This window comes from Mesorhizobium sp. M0437 (assembly GCF_040321335.1).
Taxonomy (GTDB): Bacteria; Pseudomonadota; Alphaproteobacteria; order Rhizobiales; family Rhizobiaceae; genus Mesorhizobium.
On sequence record NZ_JAMYRK010000006.1, the window covers coordinates 65821 to 78557 of the forward strand.

Below are 12737 nucleotides of genomic sequence, written 5' to 3' on the forward strand. Positions count from 1 at the left end.
CCCCTCAGAATTTAATACGCTTTGGCAGAAGGCGTCAAAGCGCCTTTTGCAGTTCCGGCAGAATGACGAAGAGATCGCCGACGAGACCGTAGTCGGCGACCTGGAAGATCGGCGCTTCCTCGTCCTTGTTGATGGCAACGATCACCTTCGAATCCTTCATGCCGGCAAGGTGCTGGATGGCACCGGAGATGCCGACGGCAATATAAAGGTCGGGCGCTACCACCTTGCCGGTCTGGCCGACCTGCCAGTCGTTCGGCGCATAGCCGGCATCGACGGCGGCGCGAGATGCGCCAACCGCCGCACCGAGCTTGTCGGCGACCGGCAGGATGACCTCCTGGAACTTCTCGGAGGAGCCCAGCGCACGGCCGCCCGAGATGATGATCTTGGCCGAGGTCAGCTCTGGACGGTCGGTCTCGGAGAGCTTGTTCTCGACAAAGCTCGACAGGCCGGGATTGGCCGCCGCCTGGACCGTCTCGACCGACGCGGAACCGCCCTCGGGCGCTGCCTGGAAGGAAGCGGTACGCACCGTGATGACCTTCTTGGCGTCACTGGACTGCACCGTCTGGATGGCGTTGCCGGCATAGATCGGGCGCTTGAAGGTGTCGGGCGACACGACTTCGATGATTTCAGATATCTGGGCGACATCGAGCAGCGCCGCCACGCGGGGCGCGACGTTCTTGCCCGACGAGGTCGCCGGCGCGATGATCGTCTCGTATGGCTCAGCAAGCGAAACGACGAGTGCCGCCAGCGGTTCGGCGAGACGCTCGGTCAGTTCGTCGGCGTCGGCGAGCAGTACCTTGGTGACGCCCTTGAGCTTGGCGGCGGCGTCCGCTGCCGGCTTGGCGCCTTTGCCGGCAACCAGCACATGCACGTCCGAACCGATCTGGAGCGCCGCCGAAAGCGCCTTGGCGGTCTGGTCGGAAAGCGCAGCGTTGTCGTGTTCGGCAATCAGAAGAATAGCCATGATGTTTTCCTGACTTTCGTCTTCGAGGCTCCTGAAATCCGGTCAGGCCGAGTCGAAAACGGTTGGTTTCGAGAACCGGAGCGGAGCGTACTTCAGTACGTGAGCACCGGAAGCGGAGAACCGGCCGTTTGCAGGCCGGCCTCATCGGATTTCCTTAGAGCACGCCGGCTTCGTTCTTCAGCTTGTCTACCAGTTCGGCGACGCTCTCGACCTTGACGCCCGCCTTGCGGCCGCCCGGCTCCTCGGTCTTGATCACTTTAAGCCGCGGCTTGACGTCGGCGCCGTAATCGGCAGGGCTCTTCTCGTCGAGCGGCTTCTTCTTGGCCTTCATGATATTGGGCAGAGAAGCGTAGCGTGGCTGGTTCAGCCGCAAATCGGCCGTGACGATCGCCGGCATCTTCAGTTCCAGCGTCTGCAGGCCGCCATCGACCTCGCGCGTCACCGTGGCCTTGTCACCGTCGAGCACGATCTTGGAGGCGAAGGTGCCCTGCGCCCAGCCGAGAAGTGCGGCCAGCATCTGGCCGGTCTGGTTGGAATCGTCGTCGATCGCCTGCTTGCCGAGAATGACAAGGCCGGGCTGTTCTGCCTCGACGACGCCCTTCAGCACCTTGGCGACGCCCAGCGGCTCAGTCTGCTCGTCGGTCTTGACCAGGATGGCGCGGTCAGCGCCCATGGCGAGCGCCGTGCGCAAGGTCTCCTGTGCCTGCTGCGGCCCGATCGACACGACGATGATCTCTTCGGCCTTGCCAGCTTCCTTCAGCCGGATCGCCTCTTCGACCGCGATCTCGTCGAACGGGTTCATCGCCATCTTGACGTTGGCGAGTTCCACCGCCGAACCGTCCGCCTTCACCCGGACCTTGACGTTCGCATCCACAACCCGCTTCACGGGCACAAGGATCTTCATTTGCCTGCCACCTCTTTCACGATAGTCTTTTCACGCTCGTCGGGCGCGCTATAGCAGCGTGCACCTCTTCATAGTTGTCGAAAGCCGACATTCCGGACGGAATTCTGGTCTTCGCCACGCCAGTAGGGTGGCGCTTCCGTAGTTGCGGCGACCCCGCGCGTCAATATCCGAGGCGCACTCGGATCCTCGGCGAAGCACTCAAATCGGTTCAGTCCGGACCGGAAACGCTTCCCCGGCCCCAGCGCGGCGCCGGCTGCGCAGGTTGTGGGTCGCTTGGCGCCGGCTCCCCGGCTACGGGCGCCGGACCGGCGACCACGGCCGGCTCCTCGTCTGCGCCGGCGAGTAGCGGTACGCCGCGGCTGCGCAAGACAAGCACCAGCACGGCTCCAGCGATGATGCCGCCGATATGGCAGGCCCAGGAAACCTGATCCTCGCCCCCCTGGGAGAACATGAAGATCTGGAACAGGATCCACAGGATCAGCGGGATGAAGGCCGGGATGCGCAACGGGATGCGCGCGAAGACCAGCACCCATACCTTCACCCGCGGATAAAGGATCAGATAGGCGGCGACCACACCGGCGATGGCGCCCGACGCGCCAATCAGCGGCACCCGCGAATCCCAGGCAACCAGACCCTGGAAGAAAGCGCCGGCAATGGCGCAAAGCAGATAGAAGACGAGGTAGCGGATGTGGCCGAGTGCATCCTCGACATTGTCGCCGAACACCCACAGGAACAGCATGTTGCCGCCGAGGTGGAAGATATCTGCGTGCAGGAAGGAATAGGTCAGGTAGCTCAGGCTCTCCGGAATGACGACGAATTGCGGAGCGAGCTCGACGCTGTCATGCACGACCGACGGGATGAAGCCGAGGCCCAGCACCGCGGCGTTGGAGAAGTCCTCACCGCCAAGCGTAGTGATAAGGTAGATCAACACATTGAGCGCGATCAGGCCGATGGTCACATATTGCAGCTTGATGTGCCGCAGCCTGTTGGTGTCGTAAAGCGGGATAAACATCAGGCCTCTCCCGGTTCCGGCAGATTCAGCGGTTCTTGCCGGGAACCCATAGCACGTCGGCATTTCCGTTGTCATTGACCGCGCGTGCGGCGACGAACAGAAAGTCCGAGACACGGTTGATGTATCTTATCCCCTCGCGGTTGACCTGCTCGTCTGGATCTTGCGACAGCGCAACCATGACGCGCTCGGCGCGGCGGGCCACCGTGCGGGCGAGGTGAAGGGCAGCCGCTGCCGGCGTACCGCCGTTGAGCACGAAGGATTTGAGCGGCTCAAGGTCCTTGTTGAGGAGATCGATATCCTGTTCGATGCGGTCGGTCTGCGAGGCGATGATGCGCAACGGCTCGTAGTCGAGCGGCTTGCCATTATCGGGGACTGCCAGATCGGCGCCGAGGTCGAAAAGGTCGTTCTGGATGCGGCCGAGCATCGCATCGATCGCCGGATTTACTGCCGCGGTATGAATGCGGGCCATGCCGATGCAGGCATTGGCCTCGTCGACCGTGCCGTAGGCGTCGATGCGAAGGTCGGATTTCAGCCGCCGCTCGCCGGAGCCGAGACCGGTGGTGCCATCGTCGCCAGTGCGGGTGTAGATCTTGTTGAGTTTGACCACGGGGTACCTCCCGGCTGGTGCTGGGTCACTTACGGGTGAAATACACCGCCAGCATGATCAGCACCAAGGCCACGAACTGCAAGAGCACGCGCGTCTGCATCAGCTTGTTGGAGGTCATGCTGGAGCCGCCGCGCATCATGTTGATGAGGCCGCGGATCAGCACGATCACCACTGCGACCATGACAAGAACGGCGAGGATGTTGAAGACGGTTGCCATGGTGTGTTCCAGTTGAATTGCGTTCAGGCGCGTTTGGCGAGCAGACGGTAGAGTGCAGAAGCCGGCAGGATGCGTTTAAGGATCACACCGATCCTGGCCGGCACTGTTACCACATAATGCGGGCGCGGGCGCCGCGACAGAAGCGCATGGCGCAAGGCGGCATAAACCACCTCCGCCCCGGGCTTCAGCCGCGATGTGCTGCCGCCGGCCCGCAGCCGTTTGAGTTGCGCCGCATAGGCAAGGCGATGAACGGAATTCTCGTGATCGATATTTGCCAGGAACCACGCAAGGCTGTTGCTGGCGATCTTCGATTTCACCGGCCCCGGCTCGATCAGCGAAACATGGATGCCGCTACCCCGGAGTTCTTGATAGAGGGACAGCATCAGCCCTTCGATAGCGTGCTTCGATGCCGAGTAGGCGCCGCGAAAAGGCACCGGCGCGAGGCCGAGGATCGATGAGCAATGAACGAGACGACCATGGCCCTGACGGCGCATCACCGGTACGACGCGGCGAGTGAGATCATGCCAGCCAAAGACATTGGCTTCGAACTGCTGCCGTAAAGCCTCGACCGGCAGGTCCTCGACGGCGCCGGGTTGTCCGTAGGCGCCATTGTTGAAGAGCGCACCGAGCCGGCCGCCGGTCCGTTCCAGCACCGACGCCACCAGCGCCTCGATCGATCCGGGCTCGGTGTAGTCCAGATAAAAGGCCTCGATGCCGTCGGCCTCGAGCGCGGCGATATCTTCGGGCTTTCGGGCCGTTGCGAACACCCGCCAGCCTTCCCTCTTAAGAGCATGGGCGCAATAGGCGCCTATACCGGAAGAGGCACCTGTGACAATGATGGTGCGCAACTCTTCTCCGGGAGGAATGGTGGTTTGACCTAGGGTTGTCATTTACCGCAAACCCTTCCCATATTCGCGGCGTCGGGACAATCGAAGGGAACGCGGTTCTTGTTGCGGAAGATCGTAGCCCTCAAACGCGTCCTCTACGACGCGCTCGGCCATTTCAACACCGACGACGGCTGGGCAATGGCCAGCCATCTGGCGATCACCGCGCTGATGGCGCTTTTTCCTTTCCTGATCTTCGCCACGACGCTGGCGAGTTTTTTCGGCGCGCAGGCTTTCGCCGACACCGCCGTGCACCTTGTGTTCGACACATGGCCCGAGCAGATCGCCAAACCGATCGCGCGCGAGGTACTCAACGTGCTTACCGTCCGGCGCAGTGACCTGTTGACCTACGGTATCGTGCTTGCCGGATATTTCGCCTCGAACGGCATCGAGGCGCTGCGCACCTCGCTCAACCGGGCCTATCGTGTCTCGGAAACGCGCGGCATCATCTACCGGCGGGTGCAGAGCATCATCTTCGTGCTGATCGCGACGGCCGGGTTTTTGGCCATCAGCGTGCTGCTGGTCTTCGCGCCGTTGCTGGCACGGCTGGCCGAGTCGCATTTCGAATGGATAAAGCCCTACATGGGCACGATCACGCTGTGGCGTTACGTCATCGCCTCGGTCGTCATCATCGGCGGCCTGTTCGCCGTGCATTTCTGGTTGCCAGCCGGCAAGCGCCGCTTCGTTTCGATCGTGCCTGGCATCATCTTCACGCTGGTCGGCTGGCTCATCGGGTCGACCATCTTCGCCGCCTATCTCGATCATTTCTCGTCCTATGTGACGACCTATGCCGGCCTCGCCTCGATCATGATCGCCGTCGTCTTCCTCTACATCGTATCAGCGATCTTCATCCTCGGTGGCGAGCTCAACGCCGCGATCAGCCGCTATTTAGAGGCGCGTGCCCGCGTCGGCGGCTGAGCCGTCGCCAGCCCGACGCCGAGCGTCGCGATCGCCATGCCGGCGATCTGGAGCGGGCTCAAGTGCTCACCGAACAATGCCCAGGCGATGACCGCGGTGACGGCCGGCACGAGGTAAAACAGCGAGGCGACCTTCGACATTTCGCCGTCGCGGATCATCACCATCAACAGGAAGATGGCGCCGATCGACAGCACCAGCACGAGCCAGGCCATGGCGAAGATCAGTTCGCCATTGACGATGACCGTTCGCGTCTCGAAGGCTAGCGAGGCCAAGGCCATTACAGATGCGCCGCCGACATATTGCCAGAACGTGGCAGCCACCAGATCGCCGCCGGAAGCAAAGCGCTTCTGCCAGATCGTGCCGGCGCTCATGCCGAGCACCGAGACAAGTGAGGCGCCCAGTGTTTCGGCCGTCACCCCGCCGCCGAGCGCGCCGAGCTTCGGCCAGAGCACGATCACCACACCGATCAGCCCGAGGCCGAGACCGGCCCAGTGGCGCGGCAGGATGGCCTCGCCGAGAAGCCTGCCGGCGAGCACTGCCGTGATCAGCGGCTGCAGGCCGACGATCAGGGCTGAAAGCCCGGCGGGCATGCCCCGGTGGATGGCCCAGAACACGCCGCCGAGATAGACCCCATGCATCAGGATGCCGGCGCCGGTCGCGTGCAGCGCCTCGTCGCGGGTGGCACGGCTCGAACCAAGCGCGGCCATCAAAGCGACAAGCAGGATTGCGGCCAGGACAAAGCGCGCGGCCAGGAAGGTAAAGGGCTCCGCCCACGGCGTGGCATAACGCGCGCCGATGAAGCCGGTCGCCCACAGGACGACGAAAGAGGCGGGGATGAACCGCTTGAGGCTGTGCATTTTTCCGGAGGCCACGCGTCGGTGAGGACTGATTGTCGCGCTTGCTCTAATGCCGTTCCGAGCGGAAGGCAAAACCAAACCGTTGATCCATAGGCTCATTTCCATTCAAGGAATGCCTTTGGCGCCGCTAGAGACCGACCAGCCGCCTCACATCGTCCGGCGATGCGCCCGTCTTACGCTGGGCGGCAAGGCCGGTATCGCCAAGACTCTTCGACAGTTTTCGTCCGTCCGGGCCGAGGATCAGGCGATGGTGAAAATAGGCCGGCTGCGGCAGGCCAAGCAGTTGCTGAAGCAGCCGCTGCACGCTGGTCGCGGAATAGAGATCCTGGCCGCGCACGACATGGCTGACGCCCTGCAGCGCGTCGTCCATGGTGACGGCGAGGTGATAGCTGGTCGGGATTTCGCGGCGCGCCACGACCACGTCGCCCCAATCCTGCGGATGGGCTTCGACACGACGCGTCGCGGAGAGCGTCTCGTTCGTGTATTCGGCCCATGACAGGTCCTTGCCGGCGCGCGCTATTGCCGCATCGACGTCCAGCCGCCAGGCAAATGGCACATTTTCGGCCTGGCGCCGCTTGCGTTCGCTCGCCGTCAACGCCTTGTCGGCGGCAGGATAGAGCGGCACGCCGTCCGGGTCGCGCGGCCAGTCGCGGCCACGCTTCTCGCTGTCGGCGATAAAGGCGCGGATCTCACTTCTGCTCATGAAGGCCGGGTAGACAAGTTCTTCCTCGATCAGCCGCTCGAGCATCGCCCGATATTCGGCAAAATGCTCGGACTGGCGGCGCACCGGTTCCTCCCAGCCAAGCCTCAGCCATTTCAGGTCGCGAAAAATGCCTGCCTCGAATTCCGGCGTGCAGCGTGTCGTGTCGATATCCTCGATGCGCAGCAGCAGGCGTCCGCCCGTCGCCTTTGCCAATTTCTGATTGAGCAGCGCCGAATAGGCATGGCCGAGATGCAGTTCGCCGTTCGGGCTCGGCGCGAAGCGGAATGTCAGCAGTGTCATTGTCCGGCGGCAATCGGGTTGTGTGGCGCTTTCGCCAATTGCTACTTTGCGCCGGTGGCGTCGTGCGTCCAGAGGGACACGTGACGAAGCGTGCGGCACTTTTGATTTTGGAACAAGCAGACATGCAACGCATCGCCAGTCTCGACGACATTGCGCAAGGGCTGGATAGGCTATGCTTACTCGACCCACGCCTGGAAAGAGTGCGCGGCATGGCCGGCGAGGTGCCGCTCAGGCTATCGGAGCCGGGGTTCAGGAGCCTTGCTTCCATCGTCGTTTCGCAACAAGTGTCCCGCGCGAGCGCCGACGCCATCTTCGGCCGGCTGACGAGACTGCTCGATCCGCTGACGCCGCAGGCGATACTTGCCGCCGACGAGGTGATCTTTCGCGAGGCCGGGCTGTCGCGACCCAAACAGCGCGGCCTGCTTGCCGTCGCCCGGGCGGTGGCCGACGGGCTCGACCTCGATCACCTCTGTCGGCTCGATGCAAGCGAGGCGATCGCGGCCATGACCAGGGTGCCGGGGATCGGCCCGTGGACGGCTGAAGTCTACCTTTTGTTTGCCGCCGGACACCCGGACATCTTTCCGGCGCGCGACGTTGCATTGCAGAGCGCGGTCGGCCATGCACTAGGCATCGACCCGCGTCCGCCGGAGAAAATGCTGATCCGGCTTGCCGAATCATGGAGCCCGTGGCGCGGTGTCGCATCGCGGCTTTTCTGGGCTTATTATCGCGAATTGAAGGGCAGGGATGCCGCGCCTCCGGCCTGAATCCGCAAAAAAGCATTGAAATCATGCGTTTTTGAGACCCGGCATGATCGACAATCCGCTTCACATCCCTGTCATGTCGGGCTTACAGTATCCGCGCCGACCGGTTCTAGGGTGAAGGAGGTCAACGACGTGACGGTTGCCGTATCTCCGGATGGGCTTCCAGCGCTGGTGCTGAACGCGGATTACCGTCCGCTCAGCTATTACCCCCTGTCGCTCTGGTCCTGGCAGGATGCCATCAAGGCGGTGTTCCTCGAGAGGGTGAACATCGTCGCCGAATACGAACACGCCGTCTCTTCACCGACCTTTTCGATGAAGCTGCCGAGCGTCGTCAGCCTGAAGGCTTATGTGAAGCCGTCGAGGCATCCGGCGTTTACCCGTTTCAACGTCTTCCTGCGTGACCGTTTCCAATGCCAATATTGCGGCACGCCGGACGATCTGACGTTCGACCATGTCATTCCTCGCCATCGCGGCGGCGCCACGACCTGGGAGAATGTCGTCGCTGCCTGCTCGCCCTGCAATCTGAGGAAGGGCGGCATGATGCCGGCCCACGCCAAGATGTGGCCGCTGCAGAAGCCCTACCAGCCGACGGTGCATGATTTGCATAATAACGGCCGGCTGTTCCCGCCCAACCATCTACACGAAAGCTGGATGGATTATCTGTACTGGGATGTCGAACTCGAGCCGTGAGATCATCCGATAATTCGGGAGGCTGGCCGTCTGAAGCGATTTTCTGCGCTTCCGATGCTCACGGACCAATGTCCGCTCCGCTTCGGTTCTCGGCAATCACTCCACCCGACTCAGCCTGCCGAATTCTTGGATGATCTCGTGTCGCGCTAAATCAGTCGCGGGCGAAGGCGCTGCGGAAGGCTACGACTGCCAGGACAAAGCTGGCGATGGCGTTCCAGCCGGCCAGCGACAGGCCGAGGATGCGGAGCGCCGCCTTGTCGCAGGAGGGCGGGACGAATTTGTCGAGCGCATCGAGCACGCCCTTGCCGCCGGTGTCCACCGGCCCGGCGGCTGCGGTGCAATCGGTCGGGCCTGGCCACCACGCCCATTCGACGCCGGAGTGATAAACGCCGAGATAGCCGCCGTAGAGCATCAGCAGGCCGCCAATGGCCAGCAGGCCACGGCTTACCCAGGCTGGCGCCTGAAGAGCCGACGCAAGCACCGCCAGCAGCATCAAGGGCACGCCGACGTAGTAAGGCGTGCGCTGCTCGAGGCAGAGCTTGCAGGGGATGTAGCCGCCGAGATACTGGAAGGCCAGCGCCGAGCCGACCGTGGCGGCCATGGCGACAGCGAGGAACAGGGCGGTGCGCAGCCGCTGGCGTCCGGTATCGGTATTCACGGTCGCTGTCATCGGGCTCAGTCCATTCGGTTCGATGCCGTTCAGACGGCGTATTTGACGACGATATAGAGCAAAATCAGGGCGGCGGCGGCGGCGCCTGCAATCTGGCCAAGGCGCTTTTCGATGAAGTGGCGGATCGGCTCGCCATAGCGGCGCAAGAGCCACGCGAGAAACAGGAAGCGAGCACCGCGCGCCACGATTGCCAGCACGATGAACAGCAGCAAAGGAACACCGATGACGCCCGACAGGATCGTCACAACCTTGATCGGCGGCAGATGGGCGAGGCCGGAGGTGACCAGCATCAGGATGATGAAGCCAACACCCGATGAGACGCGCATCGCCTCGAACTCGTCATATTTGCCATAAAATTCGAGGATCGGCCGCGCCATCGCATCATAGGCATAATGGCCGATGAACCAGCCGGCGATGCCGCCCAGCACCGAGGCGACGGTGGCGACCAGCGCGTAACGATAGGCGCGATCCGGCCGCGACAGCGCCATCGGCAGATAGAGGACGTCGGCCGGCACCAGGAACACCGAGCTCTCGACGAAGGCGATGAAGGCCAGCCACCATTCGGCGGATTTGCTCGCCGCCAGCGACAAGGTCCAGTCGTAAAGTCCGCGAAGCATCGGCACTCCTAATGCACGCCCAAACCAGAAGCGGTCTTGGGATCACGACATGTACAAACAAGACTTGGAAGCGCCCAGCATCAACCTCGTCGGACGAGGTGCGCTTCAATGACATGCGCCGCCTGTCTAGAAAGATTTTCCGCGCTGCACAATGGCAGCTGCTTCACGAAATCGAAAGGCTGAGGCTTGAGCGAGCCCAGATGTCGGGATTTGGCCAGTTGACGAACAGGCCTCCAACCGTATAGTCCGCGCCCATCCAGGCCGCCCGGCCTGAGCCCCTATGGCGGAATTGGTAGACGCGCTCGACTCAAAATCAGGATGCGTCTACCGTCAGCCCGCAGGGTAATAGGATTGGAGGTCAATGGGTTAGGAGTTAAGAGCCGCTTAATTCTCGAACTGCCACCCTCTGCGTAGGTGCAGCATGAGAGCGTTGAGAGGTAAATGAGTTAGCGCCTTGCGGGTGTGGTGAAACTGGTAGACGCGCTGGATTCAAAATCCAGTTCCGAAAGGAGTGTCGGTTCGAGCCCGACCACCCGCACCAACTATCGGCCAACAAACTTTGAGAACGGCAGTCATTTCACCTGTCGCGCCAGAGTTCGAATCGTGTCGGCCGCCCACCTCCACCAGGATACTCCGCAATGTCCGGTGATGGATGGGACAGATCAACACATAAAATCAATATGTTATGAGAGATCGTGTGCAAAAACTGCACACGAAAGGTCCGCTACTCTTCTGGTTTTCGTTCCTGCGATGGAGTAGCCGACGGGCCTCTTGGGACGCCTGTTGAGTAGCTGCGCTGTCCTATCCTGCGAGGACCGTTGCTGGTGTATCCGCGATCTGCCGTCTTTCAGATGGCGGACGTCACCCATGTCGGTCGACCAAGATCAAGCTTGATCCCGCTGACCACGCGACGCCGCTGATGTGCTCGACACCAATGCCCGACTGCGTCGGCGCATTACGCGTGAGCCGTAAGAAATAAAATGACCAGTGCGCTTGAGCCCGCTGCAATATCAAAAAGATGCCCCGGCTTCAGGGAGGCCACACGCGCCGCCCATTCGTCGGCTGTGAAAGCGCGTCGTTGCAATGCAAGTGAAAAAAACTACCGGCCAATCAAAGCGAACATTTCTGGACTGTTTGCCGACCGAGGCGGAGTTTGATGAGGCTCAACTTCAGCCGGGACCGAAATGGCCTTACCGACCGATCCAGATCACCACGCCCGGGAGACGCTCCGGCTGATCGGCCCCGATCCGCAGAACTGGGTGCCGGACCGGGAAGGCATCGACCACAATGTCTTCATCGTTGGCGGTGGGCAGACGGGGGCGACCTTTGCCTTCGCGTTGAGGCGTGCCGGCATCGGCAAGGTTACTGTCGTCGACGCGGCATCGGATGAAAGCAAGGCCGGCATCTGGTTCACTCATGCACGGATGAACCGGCTGCGAACGCCAAAGGGCTTGCCGGGGCCGGAACTCGGCTTGCCGGGCTTGAGCTTTCAGTCCTGGTACGAAGCCCGCCACGGTGCGGAAGCCTATGCCGGATTCGACCGCATCGCACGGACGGATTGGGCGAACTACCTGAAATGGTATCGCGCGTTCCTCGGTATCGGCATCCGTTACGGCACGCGTCTCATTCGCATCGAGCCGGCCGGCGGGCTTTTTCGCCTCCACCTCGAAGCCGACGGCACGCCATCGGTCGAAACGGCGCGCAAGATCATTCTGGCCAATGGCTTTGGCGGCAGCGGCGGTCCAGTGATACCGGCGGTACTTGCCGCCTTGCCGCGGGGCCTTGTCGCACACAGTTCGGCGGCAATCGATTTTGCCTCGCTCAAGGGCAAGGCAATGGCTGTCGTCGGGTCGGCGGCTTCGGCATTCGATGCGGCCGGAGCTGCCCTTGAGGCCGGCGCGAAATCGGTGCGTCTCTTTGCCCGCCGCAACAGCATTGCCAGTGTGCCGATCAACCGCGTGCGCGGCTATCCCGGCGCCTATGACAATTATCCTCGGCTGCCCGATGCGGTGCGCTGGCGCCAGGCATTGCGCTTCCGCGAGGCCGGTTCAACGCCGCCGCTCGATGCGGTGGAGCGGGCGGTGCGGCACCAGAATTTTCATCTCCATCTCGGTGCCCCCTGGACAAATGCGGATGTCGAAGACGGCAAGGTCGTCACCGATATCGCAGGCGAGACGTTTGCGTTCGACTTCGTCGTCGCCGGCACCGGCTATTTCGCCGACCCGACGCGCAAGCCTGAGTTCGCCGATTTCGCCGCCACCATCCGGCTATGGCGCGACCAGTACGCGCCGCCGGAAGCAGAGCTGGATGAATTTTTCGGCGCCCATCCTTATCTCGGCCTCGGCCATGAATTTCTCGAGAAGGCGCCGGGGGAGGCGCCATTCCTGAGGAATATCCATGTCTTCAATCCCGGCGGCTTTGTCAGTTTCGGCCTGCCGATCGGCGATGTGCCGTCGATCAGGCGCGATGTGCCGGCCGTTGTCGCGCGCATCAGCCGCGATCTCTTCCTCGCCGATCTCGACAGCCATGAGAGCCGCATAACCGGGAGCCATCCGGCCGAGTTCGGCGAAGACGCCTATGCCGCTTCCGTCTCGCGGCCGGCGCAGACCATCGCGGTGGAATAGACGCATTTC

At 62.4% G+C, this 12737-nt stretch carries 14 protein-coding genes and 1 tRNA gene; 5 read left to right on the plus strand and 10 right to left on the minus strand.

Annotated features, from left to right (window positions below):
* Positions 1-34: 34 nt before the first annotated feature.
* From NKI72_RS06020 to NKI72_RS06045, 6 genes are all read right to left on the minus strand, one after another.
* Positions 35-964, minus strand: coding sequence for an electron transfer flavoprotein subunit alpha/FixB family protein (locus NKI72_RS06020; RefSeq protein ID WP_352831673.1), 930 nt, complete (start codon positions 962-964; stop codon positions 35-37).
* A 154-nt stretch (positions 965-1118) separates the two neighbouring features.
* Positions 1119-1868: an electron transfer flavoprotein subunit beta/FixA family protein gene (locus NKI72_RS06025; RefSeq protein WP_352831675.1), complete on the minus strand. Its 750-nt coding sequence runs from the start codon at positions 1866-1868 to the stop codon at positions 1119-1121.
* Between the two features lie 208 nt (positions 1869-2076).
* Positions 2077-2880, minus strand: a complete 804-nt coding sequence (locus tag NKI72_RS06030; protein ID WP_352831677.1) for a rhomboid family intramembrane serine protease — start codon at positions 2878-2880, stop codon at positions 2077-2079.
* Positions 2881-2905: 25 nt separating this feature from the next.
* Entirely contained in the window at positions 2906-3487 is a 582-nt protein-coding gene (locus tag NKI72_RS06035; protein ID WP_352540181.1) for a cob(I)yrinic acid a,c-diamide adenosyltransferase, read from the minus strand.
* 25 nt (positions 3488-3512) lie between these two features.
* Positions 3513-3704, minus strand: coding sequence for a twin transmembrane helix small protein (locus tag NKI72_RS06040; protein WP_023677950.1), 192 nt, complete (start codon positions 3702-3704; stop codon positions 3513-3515).
* 23 nt (positions 3705-3727) lie between these two features.
* Entirely contained in the window at positions 3728-4594 is an 867-nt protein-coding gene (locus tag NKI72_RS06045) for an SDR family oxidoreductase (protein WP_352831679.1), read from the minus strand.
* A gap of 57 nt (positions 4595-4651) precedes the next feature.
* Here NKI72_RS06045 and NKI72_RS06050 point away from each other — a divergent pair, with 57 nt between their 5' ends.
* Positions 4652-5506 carry a YihY/virulence factor BrkB family protein gene (locus NKI72_RS06050; RefSeq protein ID WP_292656768.1) on the plus strand — a complete coding sequence of 285 codons (855 nt, stop codon included), beginning with the start codon at positions 4652-4654 and terminating at the stop codon, positions 5504-5506.
* Here the strand turns inward: NKI72_RS06050 and NKI72_RS06055 are convergent.
* Both NKI72_RS06055 and gluQRS read right to left on the minus strand, forming a co-directional pair.
* Complete coding sequence (locus NKI72_RS06055; RefSeq protein WP_352831681.1) at positions 5473-6363, minus strand: DMT family transporter; 891 nt, start codon at positions 6361-6363, stop codon at positions 5473-5475. The genes NKI72_RS06050 and NKI72_RS06055 overlap by 34 nt on opposite strands.
* Before the next feature lie 127 nt (positions 6364-6490).
* On the minus strand, positions 6491-7366 hold the full coding sequence (gene gluQRS / locus NKI72_RS06060; RefSeq protein WP_352768048.1) for a tRNA glutamyl-Q(34) synthetase GluQRS: 876 nt from the start codon (positions 7364-7366) through the stop codon (positions 6491-6493).
* Between the two features lie 122 nt (positions 7367-7488).
* On the opposite strand from gluQRS, the gene NKI72_RS06065 reads away from it, so the two are divergent.
* Both NKI72_RS06065 and NKI72_RS06070 read left to right on the plus strand, forming a co-directional pair.
* Positions 7489-8130 (plus strand): DNA-3-methyladenine glycosylase family protein, encoded by a 642-nt coding sequence (locus tag NKI72_RS06065; RefSeq protein ID WP_352471385.1) that lies wholly within the window; start codon positions 7489-7491, stop codon positions 8128-8130.
* A 129-nt stretch (positions 8131-8259) separates the two neighbouring features.
* Positions 8260-8817, plus strand: coding sequence for an HNH endonuclease (locus NKI72_RS06070; protein WP_023677956.1), 558 nt, complete (start codon positions 8260-8262; stop codon positions 8815-8817).
* A 151-nt stretch (positions 8818-8968) separates the two neighbouring features.
* Here NKI72_RS06070 and NKI72_RS06075 read toward each other — a convergent pair whose 3' ends face one another.
* Positions 8969-9487 carry a disulfide bond formation protein B gene (locus NKI72_RS06075; protein WP_352471383.1) on the minus strand — a complete coding sequence of 173 codons (519 nt, stop codon included), beginning with the start codon at positions 9485-9487 and terminating at the stop codon, positions 8969-8971.
* Positions 9488-9516: 29 nt separating this feature from the next.
* Entirely contained in the window at positions 9517-10104 is a 588-nt protein-coding gene (locus NKI72_RS06080) for a YqaA family protein (RefSeq protein ID WP_352471381.1), read from the minus strand.
* A gap of 456 nt (positions 10105-10560) precedes the next feature.
* On the opposite strand from NKI72_RS06080, the gene NKI72_RS06085 reads away from it, so the two are divergent.
* Together NKI72_RS06085 and NKI72_RS06090 are read left to right on the plus strand one after the other, a co-directional pair.
* Positions 10561-10645: transfer RNA gene (locus tag NKI72_RS06085), tRNA-Leu, on the plus strand.
* Between the two features lie 643 nt (positions 10646-11288).
* The gene (locus NKI72_RS06090) at positions 11289-12728 is read left to right on the plus strand and encodes an NAD(P)-binding domain-containing protein (protein ID WP_352831683.1); all 1440 of its coding nucleotides are present in this window, start codon (positions 11289-11291) and stop codon (positions 12726-12728) included.
* Positions 12729-12737 lie beyond the last annotated feature (9 nt).

Excerpts from the sequence above, each read along its gene's own strand:
- NKI72_RS06020 (WP_352831673.1), bottom strand. The coding sequence starts at position 964 with ATGGCTATTCTTCTGATTGCCGAACACGACAACGCTGCGCTTTCCGAC.
- NKI72_RS06025 (WP_352831675.1), bottom strand. The coding sequence starts at position 1,868 with ATGAAGATCCTTGTGCCCGTGAAGCGGGTTGTGGATGCGAACGTCAAG.
- NKI72_RS06030 (WP_352831677.1), bottom strand. The coding sequence starts at position 2,880 with ATGTTTATCCCGCTTTACGACACCAACAGGCTGCGGCACATCAAGCTG.
- NKI72_RS06040 (WP_023677950.1), bottom strand. The coding sequence starts at position 3,704 with ATGGCAACCGTCTTCAACATCCTCGCCGTTCTTGTCATGGTCGCAGTG.
- NKI72_RS06045 (WP_352831679.1), bottom strand. The coding sequence starts at position 4,594 with ATGACAACCCTAGGTCAAACCACCATTCCTCCCGGAGAAGAGTTGCGC.
- NKI72_RS06055 (WP_352831681.1), bottom strand. The coding sequence starts at position 6,363 with ATGCACAGCCTCAAGCGGTTCATCCCCGCCTCTTTCGTCGTCCTGTGG.
- gluQRS (WP_352768048.1), bottom strand. The coding sequence starts at position 7,366 with ATGACACTGCTGACATTCCGCTTCGCGCCGAGCCCGAACGGCGAACTG.
- NKI72_RS06065 (WP_352471385.1), top strand. The coding sequence starts at position 7,489 with ATGCAACGCATCGCCAGTCTCGACGACATTGCGCAAGGGCTGGATAGG.
- NKI72_RS06075 (WP_352471383.1), bottom strand. The coding sequence starts at position 9,487 with ATGACAGCGACCGTGAATACCGATACCGGACGCCAGCGGCTGCGCACC.
- NKI72_RS06080 (WP_352471381.1), bottom strand. The coding sequence starts at position 10,104 with ATGCTTCGCGGACTTTACGACTGGACCTTGTCGCTGGCGGCGAGCAAA.
- NKI72_RS06090 (WP_352831683.1), top strand. The coding sequence starts at position 11,289 with ATGGCCTTACCGACCGATCCAGATCACCACGCCCGGGAGACGCTCCGG.